Origin of the sequence: Lacihabitans sp. LS3-19, from assembly GCF_024343575.1 — a bacterium.
In the GTDB taxonomy this organism is placed as follows: Bacteria; Bacteroidota; Bacteroidia; order Cytophagales; family Spirosomataceae; genus Leadbetterella.
On record NZ_RJUA01000130.1, the window covers coordinates 54,550 to 69,876 of the forward strand.

The 15,327-nt window shown below is 34.2% G+C and carries 14 protein-coding genes; 9 read left to right on the forward strand and 5 right to left on the reverse strand.

Annotated elements, in window-relative coordinates; all coding sequences use genetic code 11:
- Positions 1-96 precede the first annotated feature (96 nt).
- Positions 97-789 (reverse strand): GTP cyclohydrolase I FolE, encoded by a 693-nt coding sequence (gene folE / locus EGI22_RS23120; protein WP_255071011.1) that lies wholly within the window; start codon positions 787-789, stop codon positions 97-99.
- A complete protein-coding gene (locus tag EGI22_RS23125; protein ID WP_255071013.1) occupies positions 752-1,162 on the reverse strand; it encodes a 6-carboxytetrahydropterin synthase in 411 nt (136 codons plus the stop codon). The genes folE and EGI22_RS23125 overlap by 38 nt, the downstream gene beginning before the upstream one ends.
- A 147-nt stretch (positions 1,163-1,309) precedes the next feature.
- Here EGI22_RS23125 and EGI22_RS23130 point away from each other — a divergent pair, with 147 nt between their 5' ends.
- Both EGI22_RS23130 and EGI22_RS23135 read left to right on the forward strand, forming a co-directional pair.
- The gene (locus EGI22_RS23130) at positions 1,310-2,650 is read left to right on the forward strand and encodes a Gfo/Idh/MocA family protein (protein WP_255071015.1); all 1,341 of its coding nucleotides are present in this window, start codon (positions 1,310-1,312) and stop codon (positions 2,648-2,650) included.
- A 56-nt stretch (positions 2,651-2,706) separates the two neighbouring features.
- A complete protein-coding gene (locus tag EGI22_RS23135) occupies positions 2,707-3,543 on the forward strand; it encodes an SDR family oxidoreductase (RefSeq protein ID WP_255071016.1) in 837 nt (278 codons plus the stop codon).
- Here the strand turns inward: EGI22_RS23135 and EGI22_RS23140 are convergent.
- Together EGI22_RS23140 and EGI22_RS23145 are read right to left on the reverse strand one after the other, a co-directional pair.
- Positions 3,527-4,069, reverse strand: coding sequence for a hypothetical protein (locus EGI22_RS23140; protein ID WP_255071018.1), 543 nt, complete (start codon positions 4,067-4,069; stop codon positions 3,527-3,529). The genes EGI22_RS23135 and EGI22_RS23140 overlap by 17 nt on opposite strands.
- Positions 4,070-4,072: 3 nt before the next feature.
- Positions 4,073-6,046 (reverse strand): alpha-1,4-glucan--maltose-1-phosphate maltosyltransferase, encoded by a 1,974-nt coding sequence (locus EGI22_RS23145; RefSeq protein ID WP_255071020.1) that lies wholly within the window; start codon positions 6,044-6,046, stop codon positions 4,073-4,075.
- Positions 6,047-6,190: 144 nt separating this feature from the next.
- Here EGI22_RS23145 and EGI22_RS23150 point away from each other — a divergent pair, with 144 nt between their 5' ends.
- Positions 6,191-6,874 carry a membrane or secreted protein gene (locus EGI22_RS23150; protein WP_255071022.1) on the forward strand — a complete coding sequence of 228 codons (684 nt, stop codon included), beginning with the start codon at positions 6,191-6,193 and terminating at the stop codon, positions 6,872-6,874.
- On the opposite strand, the gene EGI22_RS23155 is transcribed toward EGI22_RS23150, so the two are convergent.
- Complete coding sequence (locus EGI22_RS23155) at positions 6,875-8,278, reverse strand: hypothetical protein (RefSeq protein ID WP_255071023.1); 1,404 nt, start codon at positions 8,276-8,278, stop codon at positions 6,875-6,877. It lies immediately after the preceding gene.
- Positions 8,279-8,450: 172 nt separating this feature from the next.
- On the opposite strand from EGI22_RS23155, the gene rbfA reads away from it, so the two are divergent.
- From rbfA to EGI22_RS23185, 6 genes are all read left to right on the forward strand, one after another.
- Positions 8,451-8,825, forward strand: a complete 375-nt coding sequence (gene rbfA / locus EGI22_RS23160) for a 30S ribosome-binding factor RbfA (protein ID WP_255071024.1) — start codon at positions 8,451-8,453, stop codon at positions 8,823-8,825.
- Positions 8,826-8,831: 6 nt separating this feature from the next.
- Positions 8,832-10,052, forward strand: a complete 1,221-nt coding sequence (locus tag EGI22_RS23165) for an ABC transporter permease (RefSeq protein WP_255071025.1) — start codon at positions 8,832-8,834, stop codon at positions 10,050-10,052.
- A 3-nt stretch (positions 10,053-10,055) separates the two neighbouring features.
- Positions 10,056-10,529 (forward strand): hypothetical protein, encoded by a 474-nt coding sequence (locus EGI22_RS23170; protein WP_255071026.1) that lies wholly within the window; start codon positions 10,056-10,058, stop codon positions 10,527-10,529.
- A gap of 1 nt (position 10,530) precedes the next feature.
- Entirely contained in the window at positions 10,531-12,993 is a 2,463-nt protein-coding gene (locus EGI22_RS23175) for a M1 family metallopeptidase (protein ID WP_255071028.1), read from the forward strand.
- The gene (locus EGI22_RS23180; RefSeq protein WP_255071029.1) at positions 12,994-14,007 is read left to right on the forward strand and encodes an SPASM domain-containing protein; all 1,014 of its coding nucleotides are present in this window, start codon (positions 12,994-12,996) and stop codon (positions 14,005-14,007) included.
- An 89-nt stretch (positions 14,008-14,096) separates the two neighbouring features.
- A complete protein-coding gene (locus EGI22_RS23185) occupies positions 14,097-15,326 on the forward strand; it encodes a T9SS type A sorting domain-containing protein (RefSeq protein ID WP_255071030.1) in 1,230 nt (409 codons plus the stop codon).
- Position 15,327 lies beyond the last annotated feature (1 nt).

Sequence of the window (15,327 nt, forward strand, 5' to 3'; positions counted from 1 at the left end):
ATAGGATTTATTTTTAAGATGTATGGGTTTAAGGACAAAAGCACCTCCGTTTGGAAGTGCTTTTTCTTTAAATATAAAAATGTAAAATTCTATATATTAGTTCTTTAATCTAACCATCGAAAGGAATTCCTCTCTTTTTGCTAAGTCATCAAAAGCACCCATAAAAAATGAAGTGACGGTAGAACTGCTTTGGTCGGCAATTCCTCTTGAAGAAACACAAAAATGATCTGCATCAACTACCACGGCTATATCATCAGTACTTAAGGCTTTTTTCAAAGCATTTCCGATTTGCATCGTCATTCTCTCCTGCACCTGGGGTCTTCTTGCATAGAAATTAACAATTCTATGAAGTTTAGACAAGCCTATTACATTTCCAGACGAAATATAACCAATGTGAACTTTGCCAACTATTGGCACAAAATGGTGCTCACAATTAGAATAGAAACTAATGTCTCTTTCTACCAATATTTCACCGTATTTGTAAGAATTGTCAAAAAGTGTAATTGAAGGTTCGTTATCAGGATTTAAACCTGAAAACAATTCTTTTACATACATTTTAGCTACTCTATTAGGTGTTCCTTTTAAACTTTCATCGTTAAGGTCTAAGCCTAAGGTGTGCATTATTTTATTAAAATGCTCCGCTATTATTTCAATTTTTTCTTGATCAGAAAGAAAAAACGCATCCTCTCTTAGCGGCGTAGCAATGTTTGTCATAACATGATCATCGCCCATCTCATGGTCGGTCATTGTATTAATCTGGGTATTCAACATAGTTTCTTTCTGTTTCAAATAATTTTATTTTCAAATCAAATTTGGTATCTATCTTTTGACGAAGGATATCGTAAATAACTACAACTATATTTTCTGCTGTAGGGTTTAAATTTTTAAATTGGGGCACATCAAGGTTAAGGTTTTTATGATCAAAAAGGTCAAGAATCTCTGCTTTTATGAGATCACTCAAAACTTTCAAATCAAATACATAACCAGTTTTTGGGTCTATTTCACCGCTTAATTTTACATGCAAATCATAGTTATGACCATGATAGTTAGGATTGTTGCACTTACCAAAAATTTCCTGATTTTGTTCATCAGTCCATTCTGGGTTAAACAATCTGTGAGCTGCATTAAAATGTTCTTTTCTAATAACCGAAACTTTCTTCAAATTTTTGTTTTTTTAGTCCTGTACAAAGTATGTGTACTACACAATCAAAAAATACATGGAGGTTTTGATATTTTACTAACGATTGAATCCTTTATATTGTTCAAATTAAAAAAAAATATTACATTAGTAAAAAATTTTAAAAAATATATGGATCGCAGAAATTTCCTGGCTACTACACTTGCTACATCTTCAATACCATTTGTAACACATTCAAAAACCATTAAAGATAAGAAGGTAAAATTGGCTTTTATAGGTGTAGGTCTTCGTGGAAGAAACCATTTAAGCCAGGCTTTGTACAGAGACGATGTGGAAGTAACTGCAATATGCGATATAGATCCTGATGCGATAAAACGTTCTTTGGCCATCACACAAAAAGCAAACAGAAAAGATCCTGCGGTATATGGTAAAGACGATCATGATTTTTTGAATATGCTAAAACGTGACGATATTGATGGTGTGGTAATAGCGACTCCATGGGAATGGCACGTACCTATGAGTGTGGAATCAATGAAAGCAGGTAAATATACCGCTGTGGAGGTTTCGGCTACAGTTACACTTCAGGAATCTTGGGACTTGGTCGATACGTATGAGAGAACGGGTTCGCACTGCATGATATTGGAAAATGTGTGTTATAGACGAGATGTGATGTCTGTTTTAAACATGATTAGAAAAGGAATGTTTGGTGAGATGCTTTATGCACATTGTGGCTACCAACATGACCTTAGGGAGGTAAAATTTAACAATGGAAAGGATTTTTACGGCGGAGGAGTAGAGTTTGGAGAGAAAGCGATTTCGGAAGCGAAATGGCGTACGCAACATTCTGTTGATAGAAATGGAGATATTTACCCAACGCACGGACTTGGTCCAGTAGCACATTGGATGGATATCAATAGAGGCAATAAGTTTAATTACTTAACCGCAACCGCAACAAAAGCAAGAGGACTTCATAAGCATATCGTGGATAAAGGTGGAGAAAATCACCCGAACGCCAAAGTGAATTTTAAGTTGGGCGATATAGTAACTACTACGATTCAATGTGAAAATGGAGAAAATATTGTGATAATTCATGATACAAACTCACCAAGGCCTTATTCGCTAGGGTTTAGAGCTCAAGGCACCGAAGGTATTTGGATGGATGATAATAAGTCAATTTACCTGCAAAACAAAAGCCCGAAGGCACACGTTTGGGAGCCATTTAAGCCTTATCAAGAAGAGTTTGATCATCCTGTTTGGAAAAAACACGCTGAATCAGCTGAAAAAGCTGGGCATGGAGGAATAGACTTTTTTGTATTAAGAGCTTTTATTGAGTCTGTGAAAAACAAAGTGGCACCGCCAATTGATGTTTATGATGCTGCAGCTTGGAGTGCCATCAGTCCACTGTCTGAACTGTCGATAGCCAGAGGAAGTTCGCCTGTAGAGATTCCGGATTTTACGCGAGGAAAATGGAAGACCAACAAAAGGATATTTGGCTTAATTGACGATTTTTAAGTTTTCTAAAATCATTTGTATAGATATTTTGTTCTGATTGAAACAAGGGCAAATTTATGAAAAACAAAATAGCAGTACTTACGGGTGGCACATCGGGAATTGGAAAATCTACTTTAGAAAAATTGATTACTTTCGGAACAACGGTAATTTTATTAATAAGGAACCGTGAAAAAGCGGAAACACTAAAAGCTGAAGTTCTGAAAAATTATCCAAATGGTATCATTGAGGTTTTTGAAGGTGATTTGGTTTCTTTAAAATCGATAAAGTCTGCTGCAGAGGCTATTAAGGCAAAGTTTCCAGTAATTGATATTTTGATAAATAATGCCGGAGGAGTTTTCTCTGAATTAGAAAAAACAGAAGATGGATTTGAGATGGGTTTTCAAGTTAATCATTTAGCTCATTTTTTATTAACCAATATCCTTTTAGACAATCTTTTAAAATCAAAAGAGCCTAGAGTTATAAATCTGTCTTCTGAAGCTCATAGAATAGGAAAGTTAGATATGGGAAACCTAAATGCTGAAAAGAAGTTTGGGACTTGGAAGCAATATGGAGCCACGAAATTGATGAATATTCTTTTTACAAAAGCACTCGCTAACAAATATTCTTCGAAAGGTTTAAATGCTTTTGCTGTACATCCTGGTGTTGTAAAATCTAGTTTTGGTGCGAATAACGGCGGGATTTTGAAATATTTCAACAAAATGCCTTTTTTAATAACTCCTGAAAAAGGTGCTGAAACCTCCGTTTATTTAGCCACGCAGGATATTTCAAAACTATCTAATGGTGCTTATTATAAAAGATCACAAATAGCTTATTCTTCGCTTGAAAGCCAAGATATAGATGCTCAAAACAAACTTTGGGATATTTCTGTAAAGTACCTTAAAGACTTTTTATGATTTGCCCAATTATAATGCTGGTATCAGGTTTGGTTAGAAATAACTCTTGAATTGTCTGAATTTTATAATTTGTGAGTTTTTCCTTTTCCAATTTCATTTCAAATTTGGAGTTTGTTTTAAATAGATAATTGCTAGTGCTTCTTTCTATGCTAATTTTTTCAACTTTACCAGCAGAATCTTTCTGGATACTTAATAATTTAACGGGCAACTCTTCTCCATTTTTCAAAGAAAATAAAGTTTCCAAGCCAGAATTTCTTGTTTCATAACTATTTAGATAAGCTTTTTTGTTTAGATCAGCATCTACGAAAAGTGCAAGCTCTTTTTGCCAATCTATATCTTTGTTGCTTTTAGTTTCAGCTTTAGCATCTAGCTGCCAAGTTTTTTTTACTTCTGGTTTTACTTTTTGTAAGTCGGCGATTAAGTTTTCAGAAAAACCTTTTAAGTCAAAGTATTTTTTCTCTGTAAAATCTTTTTGCTCTGTGCATGAGAGCGATACAATGGAAATTAAAAGGATTTTCTTAAACATATTTCAATAATGAATGTCTTCAATTCTAAATAAATGGAAAGGTAAAATATTGGGGTCCAAAGAGACAAAGTTTGCTTCGCCTTTCCAAATGTATTTGGCTCCAGTTATCAAATCATGCACTGTAAACGACTCTTCAGCATGTTTAATGATAAGATTCAAAGGTAGTCTAACTATTCCAGCCTGGGTATTGTAAGCTTCTAAATTCACAATAAAAAGTAGCCTATTGCCATTTTCATGGGTTTTGATATAGGACAGCATGTTGTCATTGTTTATTTCACAAAACTCAATATTGTTGGTATGTTGCAAAGCAGAGTTTTGTTTCCTAATCTTATTTATTTCGGTATATATTTGGGTTATCTTGTTTCGTTTATCCCAATCCCAATACTTAATCTCGTATTTTTCAGAATCTTTATATTCTTCTTTTGGCGGATTAGCCACATGATAAAGATACTCGTAAGAAGGCCCAAAAACGCCGTAATTACTTGACAAAGTTGCTGCCATAAAAAACTTAACCAAAAACATAGGTTCATGACCAGACTGCAAAGCATAGGGGTTGATATCGTGTGTGTTTGGCCAGAAATTAGGTCTGAAGTAGTCCTTCATGTCAGTTTTTGTCAGTTCTGTCATGTATTCAACTATCTCGGCTTTTGAATTTCTCCAAGTGTAATAAGTGTATGATTGTGTAAAACCTACCTTTGCCAATTGCTGCATTACTTTAGGTTTTGTAAATGCCTCCGATAGAAAAATCATTTCGGGATATTTTTCTCTGGTTTCGGCTATCACCCATTCCCAAAATCCGAAAGCCTTGGTATGTGGATTATCTACGCGAATTATTTTAACGCCCCATTCAGCCCAAGTAAAAATCACATTTTTAAGCTCAATCCAGAGATTTTGCCAGTCTTCACTCTCAAAATTTATTGGATAAATATCTTGGTATTTTTTTGGAGGATTTTCAGCATATTTGATTGTTCCGTCTGGTAAAATCTTAAACCAATTGGGGTGCTCTGTTACCCAAGGATGATCTGGAGAACATTGAATGGCCAAATCCATGGCAATTTCCATGTCAAAGTCTTTGCATTTATTTATGAGGTGCTTAAAGTCTTCCAAGGTGCCCAATTCTGAATGTATGGCAGTATGCCCACCTTCTGCAGAACCGATGCCATAAGGAACGCCAGGTTCAGTTGGCAAGCATTCTGTCGAGTTGTTTTTACCTTTTCTGAATGTAGTGCCAATCGGATGAACTGGAGGCAAGTACACTACGTCAAAGCCTAATTCTTGAACTCTTGGCAGCAAAGCTTCTACATCTTTAAATGTTCCGTGCTGGCCAATGGTTTTTGTGGCAGATCTCGGGAAAAAAGAGTACCAAGCAGAGAATTCTGCTTTTTTTCTATCCGTAAAGATTTTCCTTTCTTCCGATGTTCTTACGTTTAATTTTATTGGATATGATTCTATCCATTGATGAATCTGCTCACTTCTACAAATCCAAATTGCCTCATGGTAAAGTTCAGGATTTTCGAAAGAATGTATTGCTTTTTTAATAGCTTCTTTATCAGTACCTTTCGCTACTTTTTGGATTATTTTTAAAAACTCTAAACCTACCAAAAGTTCTACTTCTAACTTAAGTCCAGCTTTTATTTTTTCGTCGACTTCGTGTTGCCAAGTAGCAAAATGGTCTACCCAAGCTTCTATTTTAAAAGAATAAAATCCGACTTTTTCTGTAATAAATTCCGCACCAAATCTATCATTGCCTTGCTCATGCATTATACATTCATTCCAAGTTTTTTCTGATTGATGTTTATACAATAATCTGCCGGAGACAATATCATGACCATCGATTAAAATGTCGGCCGAAGCATATATTTTTTGATTTTCTATAGATTTAGTTGCGTATTTTCCTGCATTTATTACCGGATAAATATTTTCTATTTCTGGCCTTATGGCACCGTCAATAGGGAGTGAAATCTTTATTTTTGTCATAGGAGTATTTTTTCGTCGCTCAAAAATATTACTAATGTTTCAGATTGCCTGCCACTAATCAGGAATAATTTGCATTTTTGTAGTATAGTTTTCTCTTTTTTTTCGTTTAATATTCACTTTTTCAACAAATATTTTTATACAAAAATGAAGTTTTTAGCACTATTTCTAAGCTTTTTAACCCTAAATTCTCTAGCTCAAAACCTAAAAGGTGTATGGCAAAGAACTGAAAATGGGCGAACTACTACCATTATTGCTACAGAAAATTATCTAACTGTCAATGCATATGAATTGGAAGGAAAAAAATTTATCGAGTCTTGGGGCGGGAAATATGAAGTTGGTGTAACGAATGAAGTTTTTATAGAGGTAGATTTTCATTCTAACAATCCTTCTATTGTAAATTCCTCGCAGTCTTATAATATCAACTTGAAGAAAAAGAATTTGGAGTTCGCAGGTGAAAAGTATGCTAAAGTTGGTGCTCAAAATGATAATGCTTTGTCTGGATTGTGGAGGATTACTGCACGGGCAAATGAAAATGGAGAAATGAATCCTATGAATCCTGGGCCAAGGAAAACTTACAAAATCATGTCTGGAGGATACTTTCAGTGGTTTGCCATAAATACCCAAACAAGAGAATTTTTTGGAACTGGAGGTGGGAAATACACTTTAGAGGGTAAAGTTTACACTGAAAATATTGAATTTTTCTCAAGAGATAGCAATAGAGTAGGGGCAGTCCTTAGTTTTGAGGCTGAGGTTAAAGATAAAGAATGGATACATTCAGGAAAAAGCTCCAAAGGCGATCCAATTAAAGAGATTTGGACCAAACAATAATTATTTTTTTACGTATATCCCTTTTTCTGGTTTGGCGTATTTTGCAGCAAGCTCTGGTATGTTTTTAAATACTTTCTCCATTACATTTTCCTTGTCAAAAATAACTTCAGGCATATCTTTTTTGAAGTTGTTATAAATATTTGAAAGGCTCATGTAGTTATTTGGATTTTCGAAATCATATTTTGCTAAGCTCCAACTTATATAACCCGTGGCCATGCTACTGTTATGATAAGCATCAATATGGGGTCCAGTTACAAAGATTCTCTTACCTTGATATTTGTCTGCTACCTGAGACTCCACTACTTTATAGTTGGCTAATCCGTTTGAATAAATACCAAGAATGGGTTTGGCACCAGTTACTGAAATCATTAAGACTAAAATGAAAAATATTAGAAATAAGGATTCTGGTATCAACATTTTTTTCCCATGTATGAAAAAACCCGCACAGAAAAAAGCCAAAGGTGCAATAATGAAAATGATGTTTGAAGGAATATATAAGCCTGAAATCAGAAAGGCAGGAAGAGCAAAAAAGGAACTGATAATAATTAGCTGATGAGAACGGTTTTGGAAACTATTGTATCTGTGTCCTCTCAAAACTCTAACTATGCCTAAAAGACCTAAAGCCAAAGGTAAAGTCAAAGCAAGTAATATATCTTTAATACTTAAAATAGAAAAATCAAAGGTTTCTATTAAGTTAAAAAGCCAGATATTGGTAAAATAAGAATTTTGGTCTTTAAAATAAAAAAACAAATACATGAAAAATATGGGCATAAAAAAAGCTAAAATGACCATAAAGGTTTGCCTAATATTGATGCTGGTATAAAGAAATAAAACCAGCAAAGCCCAAAAAATAAAAATGAAACTAGGTAAATGGAAAAGGGTAGCTATACCTAGAAAAAGTCCCGCTTCAAATACATCATCTCCAACACCATCTCGTTTTTCAATTTGTCTAAGCGTAGCGTTTAATGCTAACAGGAAGAAAGTATTTGCCATTAAAGCTGGAGACAACTTCATAAATCCAAATGATGCATTGATAACAATCAAATATACTAAACCCGCTATGTAGTTTTTTTCATTAAAGAGGTTTCTTCGATTAACCAAGAAAACAAAATATAAAGTTTGAAAGAATATTAATAGTGCAGCTATGGATTCATAAACAAACTGGTTTTTCCCAGCCCAAAGGTCAATCAGTTGATAGAAATAACTAGAAAGTGGTCCAACTTGTGTTAATACTTCACTGTAGAGATTTAAGCCCTCATTCAATTTTTCCCCAATCAACATCCACTCTAGTTCATAGGTTAACAAAGGCAAGGAAGTACTAATAAAAATCAACCGAATACCTAAAAGCAAAGCTAAAAGGGTGATGACTTGGAAAATGGAGTTAATTCGGAAAAACGTTAGCAAAGCCTTTTGTTTTTAGGTTATAAGGTGCAAAAATATCATTTCGTTTACGGATAAACCAAAAAATAGACTGATATTTGTAAAATAATTGCAATCCCTTTTAAAGGCTCGACATATTTGTTCAGTTTTCAATTTAACTTTAAGGGAAAAATAAATGCAATACAATTTTTATTAGATGGAAAGTAAAAGACAAAAACAAGTAGGGAGACTAATTCAGAAGGACTTGGGCGAGATTTTTCAAAAAGATTTTAAATCTCTTTTTGCTGGAAATTTTGTAACAATAACTGATGTTAAACTTTCACCCGATTTGAGTGTAGCTCGCGTGTATTTAAGTTTTTTGAAAATAGACAACAGAGAAGAAATTTTACAAAATGTAAAGGAAAATACGAAGAAAATACGCGGGATATTTGGTCAAAAGGCTAAAAATCAATTACGTATAATACCCAATTTTAGTTTTTATATTGATGATACAGCCGAATATGCTCAAAAAATAGAGGAGCTTTTTGCCAATATCCATATTCCACCTGCCGAAGACGAAACCCCGGAATAGTTTACTATGAATTTGCCTTTTTTTGTTGCCAAGAAGTATTTTCTTTCAAAAAAAAAGAGAAGTTTTATCAACTTTATTTCTATCATTTCTATGTTGGGCATAGCCTTAGGCCTGATGTCACTCATTATAATTCTTTCAGTTTTCAATGGACTTGAAGACCTCAATAGGCAAATTTTCAAGGCTTTCGATCCCGACTTGAAAATAACCTCTACGGTGAAAAAAGGTTTCTATCCGAACTCAGATTTAATCCAAAAAATCAAAACCACTCCAGGTGTTGATTTCGTAACGGAAGTTTATAAAGACAAAGCCTTAGCCAGAAGCAAAGATGCCCAGATGATAGTTGTTCTTAAAGGTGTTGATAGCACTTTTACAAAGAATACCGAAATGAAAAAATCTTTGATTGAAGGCAGTATGGTCCTGAAAAATGGTGGTAGACCGATGGCCTATATCGGTGGAGGTGTTTATTCTATTTTAGATTTGAGTGTCGAAGATTACCTAAGGCCTTTGGTTATTCTTTATCCAAAAAATCAAAAAATAAATGTGTTGAATCCAGAAGACAATATTAACCAGACTACTGTGGAGGTTTCTGGTGTTTTTAATTTGGAGCAGCAATACGACAACTATGTGTATTTGCCTTTAGAAACAGTGGAGGAACTAATTGAGAGTCCAGGCAAACGGACAAGCTTAGAAATTACCTTAAAAAAGAATGCAAATGTAGATTTGGTAAAGTCTGAATTAAAGAAGTTTTTGGGAAAAGATATGCAAATAAAAGACCGTGATGAACAAAATGAATCGCTGTTAAAAGCCATCAAAATTGAGAAGTTTTTCATTTTCATCGCTTTGTTTTTTATTATTGGCATTGCTTCTTTTAATATTTTCTATGCATTAAGTATGCTGGTTATTGATAAAAAAGATGATATTGAAACACTTTCTTCTATTGGTGCTTCGAAAAGCTTAATAAGAAATATTTTCTTGGCAGAAGGTTTCGTTATTTCATTGGTCGGGATTTCTGTCGGTCTTGTTTTGGGCCTTGGCGTTTGTTTGATTCAGATGAAGTACGGCATAGTTTCGCTTGGGATGCAATATGCTACTGTTGATGCCTATCCAGTTAAATTGTTGATTTCTGATATTCTCTATTCAGTCGTAGGAATATTCCTGATCACTTTATTGGCGTCTTTGGTTCCTGCAACCAAAGCCCTGAAATTTATGTTAAATCAAAAAATATAAATCATGTTTTATAGATTTCAAGTTTTCGTTTTTTTGCTTTTTGTATCTGTAGTTTCTCAAGGACAAGATTTTAAAAGTTTTGTTTTGAATAAAAAATGGATTCTTGTAACTGAAAAAGTAGATACAGCCAAAACGCTAAAGTTTGTAGCGTACGATAAAGCTAAAATAAGCCTAAATACTATGATTTGGGATTTTCAGTCAAATGGTAGACTAGAATATGATTATCAATCGGACGAAGATATTGATGCATGTTTAGGCGTTGATTTCTTGGACTTGGATGTAGATGTATGCACTTGGCGGTATAATCCCTCAACTCAGACTTTACAGATGACATTGAAAGGTGGTTTTGCTAGTATTGATGATTTCATATTGAAAAATGAATATACATTTTCAAATTCTTTGGATGAGTATGAAATGCCACAGTTTGAACTTTCCTTAAAAAGGAAGATTTTTTTTAAAGACTTAACCAAAAACTAAAATGAAAAAAGGCCTATTAGGGGTTTTTGTTTTTTGCTTTTCTTTTGCGTATGCACAAATCCAAAAATCCAATGATTTGGTTTTTGATTTGATTCATACGGAACTAAACCTGAAGCCATCCTGGAATGACCAAACGTTGAATGGTAAGGCAGTTCTGACATTAAAGCCTCATTTTTATGAACAGGATAAATTAGTTTTGAATGCCAAGGGTTTTATTATTCAGTCTATAAAAGTAAATGCTACAAATTCTGAATATGTTTATGATAATGAGTTGATTACGATAAGTTTAAATAAGAAGTATTCAAGAAAAGACACTTTGAAAATAAGTATTGAATACACAGCTCAACCCGAAAAAATAAAAGCTTCAGGTTCGGATGCTATTTTGAGCGATAAAGGATTGTATTTTATTAATCCTAAAAACGAAAAGAGTGGCTTACCGCAACAATTTTGGACACAAGGCGAAACACAAGCAAATAGCTGCTGGTTTCCAACTATAGACAGTCCAAATCAAAAACATACGCAGGATATTTATTTAAACATTGAGAGTGATTTTACAACACTATCAAACGGACTCTTGGTAGATACCAAAACTTTGAATAATGGCACCAAAATAGATCACTGGCAACAGAAAGAGCCACACGCGGTTTATTTAACAATGATAGCGGCTGGAAATTTTAAGAAAGTAGTAGATTCTACTTTTAAGCGTTTTGAAGTGAGTTATTTCGTTGAGCCAGAATATGAAAAATATGCCTACGGGATTTTTGGTAGAACACCAGAAATGATAAAGTTTTACGAAGATATTCTAGGCGTCAAATATCAATGGGATAAATATGCTCAAATACCTGTAAGGAAATATGTTTCAGGTGCTATGGAAAATACCACAGCTACGGTGCATTCCAAAACTGTTCTAAAAAACAATAATCAGCTAATCGATGGAAATGATGATGGCGTTATTGCACATGAATTGTTTCATCATTGGTTTGGCGATTTGGTAACTTGTGAGTCATGGTCTCAGCTGCCTCTAAATGAATCTTTTGCCAATTATTCTGAGTTTTTGTGGGCGACACATAAATACGGAAAAGATGAAGGTGATAATGTGTATTTGAATGCTTTACAAGAATATTTGTATGAAGCTTCTCAAAAACAAGTTCCTTTGATTAGGTTCAATTATGCCAACAGAGAAGATATGTTTGATGCCCACTCGTATCAAAAGGGTGGAAGAGTTTTGCATCAATTGAGAATGGAAGTTGGTGATGAGGCATTTTTTTTGGCATTGAATGATTACCTTAAAAGTCATGCATTTAAAACTGCTGAAATTGAAGATCTTCGAATTTCGTTTGAAAAAATAACTGGACGTGATTTGAAATCTTTCTTTGACCAATGGTTTTTTGTTCCTGGTCATCCTCGTTTGCAAATCATCCAAAATGTAGACGATAAAAAACTGCAAATTACTGTTAATCAGATGATAGACTCTACCAATCTTTGGGTATATAATTTGAAATTGCCAGTTCAGATATTTGAAGGCAATAAAATTGTCAATGAAGTCTTGGAGATAAATAGTCCCTCAAATACCTTTTCTTTTGATATAGAAGGCGATATAAAAAACGTTTTGGTTAATCCAGATGGGTATTTTCTTGGAAATATTGACCACATAAAAACCGAAGAAGAGCTTATTTTTCAATTCTATAATTCTAAATCAATTTATGGGAGAATTTTCGCTTTAGAAACCTTAACTTTTACTCCTGAAGATGTAATTGGGAGGAATCCATTGCAAAACGAAAAAGTTAGAAATGTGGTTTTGGACGCATTAAAGGACAGTTTTTGGAGAATTCGTCAGATAGCTGTTCAGAAATTGTTTGATTATGATGGTGATGATTTTTTGAAAGTAGAAAAGGCTTTGCAGCATTTGATAAAATATGATCCCAAGTCAATTGTTAAGGCAGATGGGATTTTGGCTGTTAAGAATTTTTTAAATCCTCAGAACGATGTATTATTTAGAGCAGCACTTTCTGACTCTTCAAATACTGTTAAGGCAGCTGGACTTGAGGCTTTGTTTACCAATAAAGTAGCTGATAGTGAAGAAATAGCAGAGCGATTTAAAAGCTCTTATGACAATACCATATTTGCAGCTGTAGCAAACTATTATTCAGAAAACCCTAGTCCAGAATTATATGACTGGTATGTTGACAGATTAATGAAAATGGAAGGCGTAGAAGTTTATCAATATGTTGCCATATTTGGTTCTTACCTTGCCAAATCTGAGAAGGAAACTCAAATAAAAGCTGTTCCAATGCTTAGAAACTTGGCTATTATAGAAAACGAATGGTTTGTGAGAGTGAGTGCTGCCCAAATATTAGAAATGCTGCGTGATGATTTGCCTGAAGCTGAAACGGCTTTAAAGGAGGTAATAGAAAAGGAAAAGGATGAGCGATTGATTAACTATTACGAGCAATTTAAAAAATAAATGTGGATAGATTATTTTAATTTTTTATCGAAATTAACACTTAAAAGAGTCTATAATTCACTTGGATTAGTCTTTGGATATATCTTTTCTAAAATAACCAAAACACCTATAAATGGTTTTTTGCCAGTAGCACTAGCTTTTGAACCCACTACCTCTTGTAATCTTCGCTGTCCTGAGTGTCCAAGTGGATTGAGGTCGTTTACCAGACCAACGGGCATGTTAAATAAGGAAATTTTTGAACGAACAATCTCTGACCTCAGTGACACGCTATTGTATCTCACTTTTTATTTCCAAGGTGAGCCATATTTGCACAAAGATTTTTTGCAAATGGTGTCTTTTGCCACAAAAAAGAAAATATATACATCAACTTCTACAAACGCTCACTATTTAACGCCAGAAAACGCCTTGGCAACTGTAAAATCCGGAATAGATCGAATGATAATATCCTTGGATGGTACTACCCAGGATACTTACGAGCAATACAGAGTGGGTGGGCAAATTGAAAAAGTGATAGAGGGTACAAAAAATTTGATATCAGCTAAGAAAACTTTAAATTCAAAAACTCCGTATATTATCTTTCAGTTTTTGGTAGTTAAACCCAACGAGCACCAGATAGAAGAAGCTAAAAAGCTAAGCAAGGAATTAGGTGTAGATGCAATAAGGTTTAAAACTGCCCAAATTTATGATTATCAAGAAGGCTCTGAATTGATTCCTGAAAATCAGAAATATTCAAGATACCAGAAGCTTAAAAATGGCACTTATGAAATCAAAAATAAATTACTGAATCATTGCTGGAAAATGTGGCACTCGGCTGTGATAACCTGGGATGGTTTGGTTGTGCCATGCTGTTTTGATAAAGACGCTCAATACCGTATGGGAGACGTTTCTAAGCAGAGCTTTAAAGATGTATGGGCATCTGATAAATACTTGAAATTCAGAAAACAGCTAATTGGTTCTCGAAAAAACATTGATATTTGTAAAAACTGTACAGAAGGAACCAATATTTGGGGTTAAAAAAATATAACAAACGATTATATTTTTACGTATTATTATTAATTGGTTCGACTTTTGCGGTTTAATTAATACATTTTGCCATAATATTGATGAAAGGAATAACTATAGTTTTATTATTTTTTTACACTTTTGCCTCTGCTCAAGAGTCAACTGATGGTTTTGAAATTGCATGTGAAGCATCTGAATTGAATGTAAATACTCAATTTTTAGGTCCAGATTTTAGCAAACTAAAGGCCCAGGCCAATTCTTCTGTAATTGATGTGACATACTCAGGATTTCCAAGCGATGCCAAAGCTGCTTTTCAGGCGGCTATTGATGTTTGGGCCAAGGTATTGATAAGTAGAGTTCCTATTAAGATTACCGCTACTTGGACTACGATTTCAACCAATACTCTAGCCACTTCAGGATCTAAAAAAGTATATAAAAATTTTTCTGGAGCACCTTTCAAGGATGTATGGTTTCCTTCTGCTTTGGCGGAGACTCTGGCGGGACAAAATTTAAATGGGACAGATGCCGATATTTCTATTAATGTAAATAAAAATATCAGTTGGTCTTACAAAACCGACGGATCTAAGGAGGCGTTTAAATACGACCTAATGACGGTTATTTTGCACGAAATAGCCCACGGCTTGGGCTTTACAACTTCGATGAAATTAGGTGATTCTAATACTACGCAGGCACAATGGGGTATTGAAGGACTGCCATTAATTTATGATGTATTCTCACAAAGAGAAGACGGAATAGTATTGACAAATACGGGAAAGATTGGTAATCCTTCAACAGCTTTGAAAGAGGCCATTACAAGCTCAAATGTATTTTTCAAAATTTCGGATGGGTATTATTCAGGTGATTTGCCAAAATTGTATGCTCCGTCTACCTATAGAAGTGGAGGTACTATGTCTCATCTTGATGAGTCAAAATACCCAAAGGGAACGGAGAATTCTTTAATGTCTCCGCAAGTTGGAGCTGCTGAAATTAATCATTTTCCTGGTGAAGTAATATTGGCGATTTTAAATCAGATTGGTTGGGCCGTGAATTTTTATGATGGAAATGTTGTAACGGCAATCGAGCCACAATCGATTAATCAAGAGTTGATAATTTACCCTAATCCTTCTTCTGACTTCTTAAATATATACATTCCAGAAATCTATCACGATAAAAATATCAATGTTAGAATTTTTGATATCAATGGCTCAGAAAAGAACAGAATAGAATCAAGGGGAGAAAGTACATTGAAAGTCGATATTTCGCAGCTTTCTTTTGGAAGGTACGTCTTAAAAATAGCCGAAAGTGAAGCTAAGATTTTTATAAAAAACTAAT

Bases quoted from the DNA above. Each gene is read 5' to 3' on its own strand.
- rbfA (WP_255071024.1), top strand. From the start codon at position 8,451: ATGGAAAGTAAAAGACAAAAACAAGTAGGGAGACTAATTCAGAAGGAC.
- EGI22_RS23130 (WP_255071015.1), top strand. From the start codon at position 1,310: ATGGATCGCAGAAATTTCCTGGCTACTACACTTGCTACATCTTCAATA.
- EGI22_RS23175 (WP_255071028.1), top strand. From the start codon at position 10,531: ATGAAAAAAGGCCTATTAGGGGTTTTTGTTTTTTGCTTTTCTTTTGCG.
- EGI22_RS23135 (WP_255071016.1), top strand. From the start codon at position 2,707: ATGAAAAACAAAATAGCAGTACTTACGGGTGGCACATCGGGAATTGGA.
- EGI22_RS23140 (WP_255071018.1), bottom strand. From the start codon at position 4,069: ATGTTTAAGAAAATCCTTTTAATTTCCATTGTATCGCTCTCATGCACA.
- EGI22_RS23165 (WP_255071025.1), top strand. From the start codon at position 8,832: ATGAATTTGCCTTTTTTTGTTGCCAAGAAGTATTTTCTTTCAAAAAAA.
- EGI22_RS23170 (WP_255071026.1), top strand. From the start codon at position 10,056: ATGTTTTATAGATTTCAAGTTTTCGTTTTTTTGCTTTTTGTATCTGTA.
- EGI22_RS23145 (WP_255071020.1), bottom strand. From the start codon at position 6,046: ATGACAAAAATAAAGATTTCACTCCCTATTGACGGTGCCATAAGGCCA.
- EGI22_RS23150 (WP_255071022.1), top strand. From the start codon at position 6,191: ATGAAGTTTTTAGCACTATTTCTAAGCTTTTTAACCCTAAATTCTCTA.
- EGI22_RS23180 (WP_255071029.1), top strand. From the start codon at position 12,994: ATGTGGATAGATTATTTTAATTTTTTATCGAAATTAACACTTAAAAGA.
- EGI22_RS23185 (WP_255071030.1), top strand. From the start codon at position 14,097: ATGAAAGGAATAACTATAGTTTTATTATTTTTTTACACTTTTGCCTCT.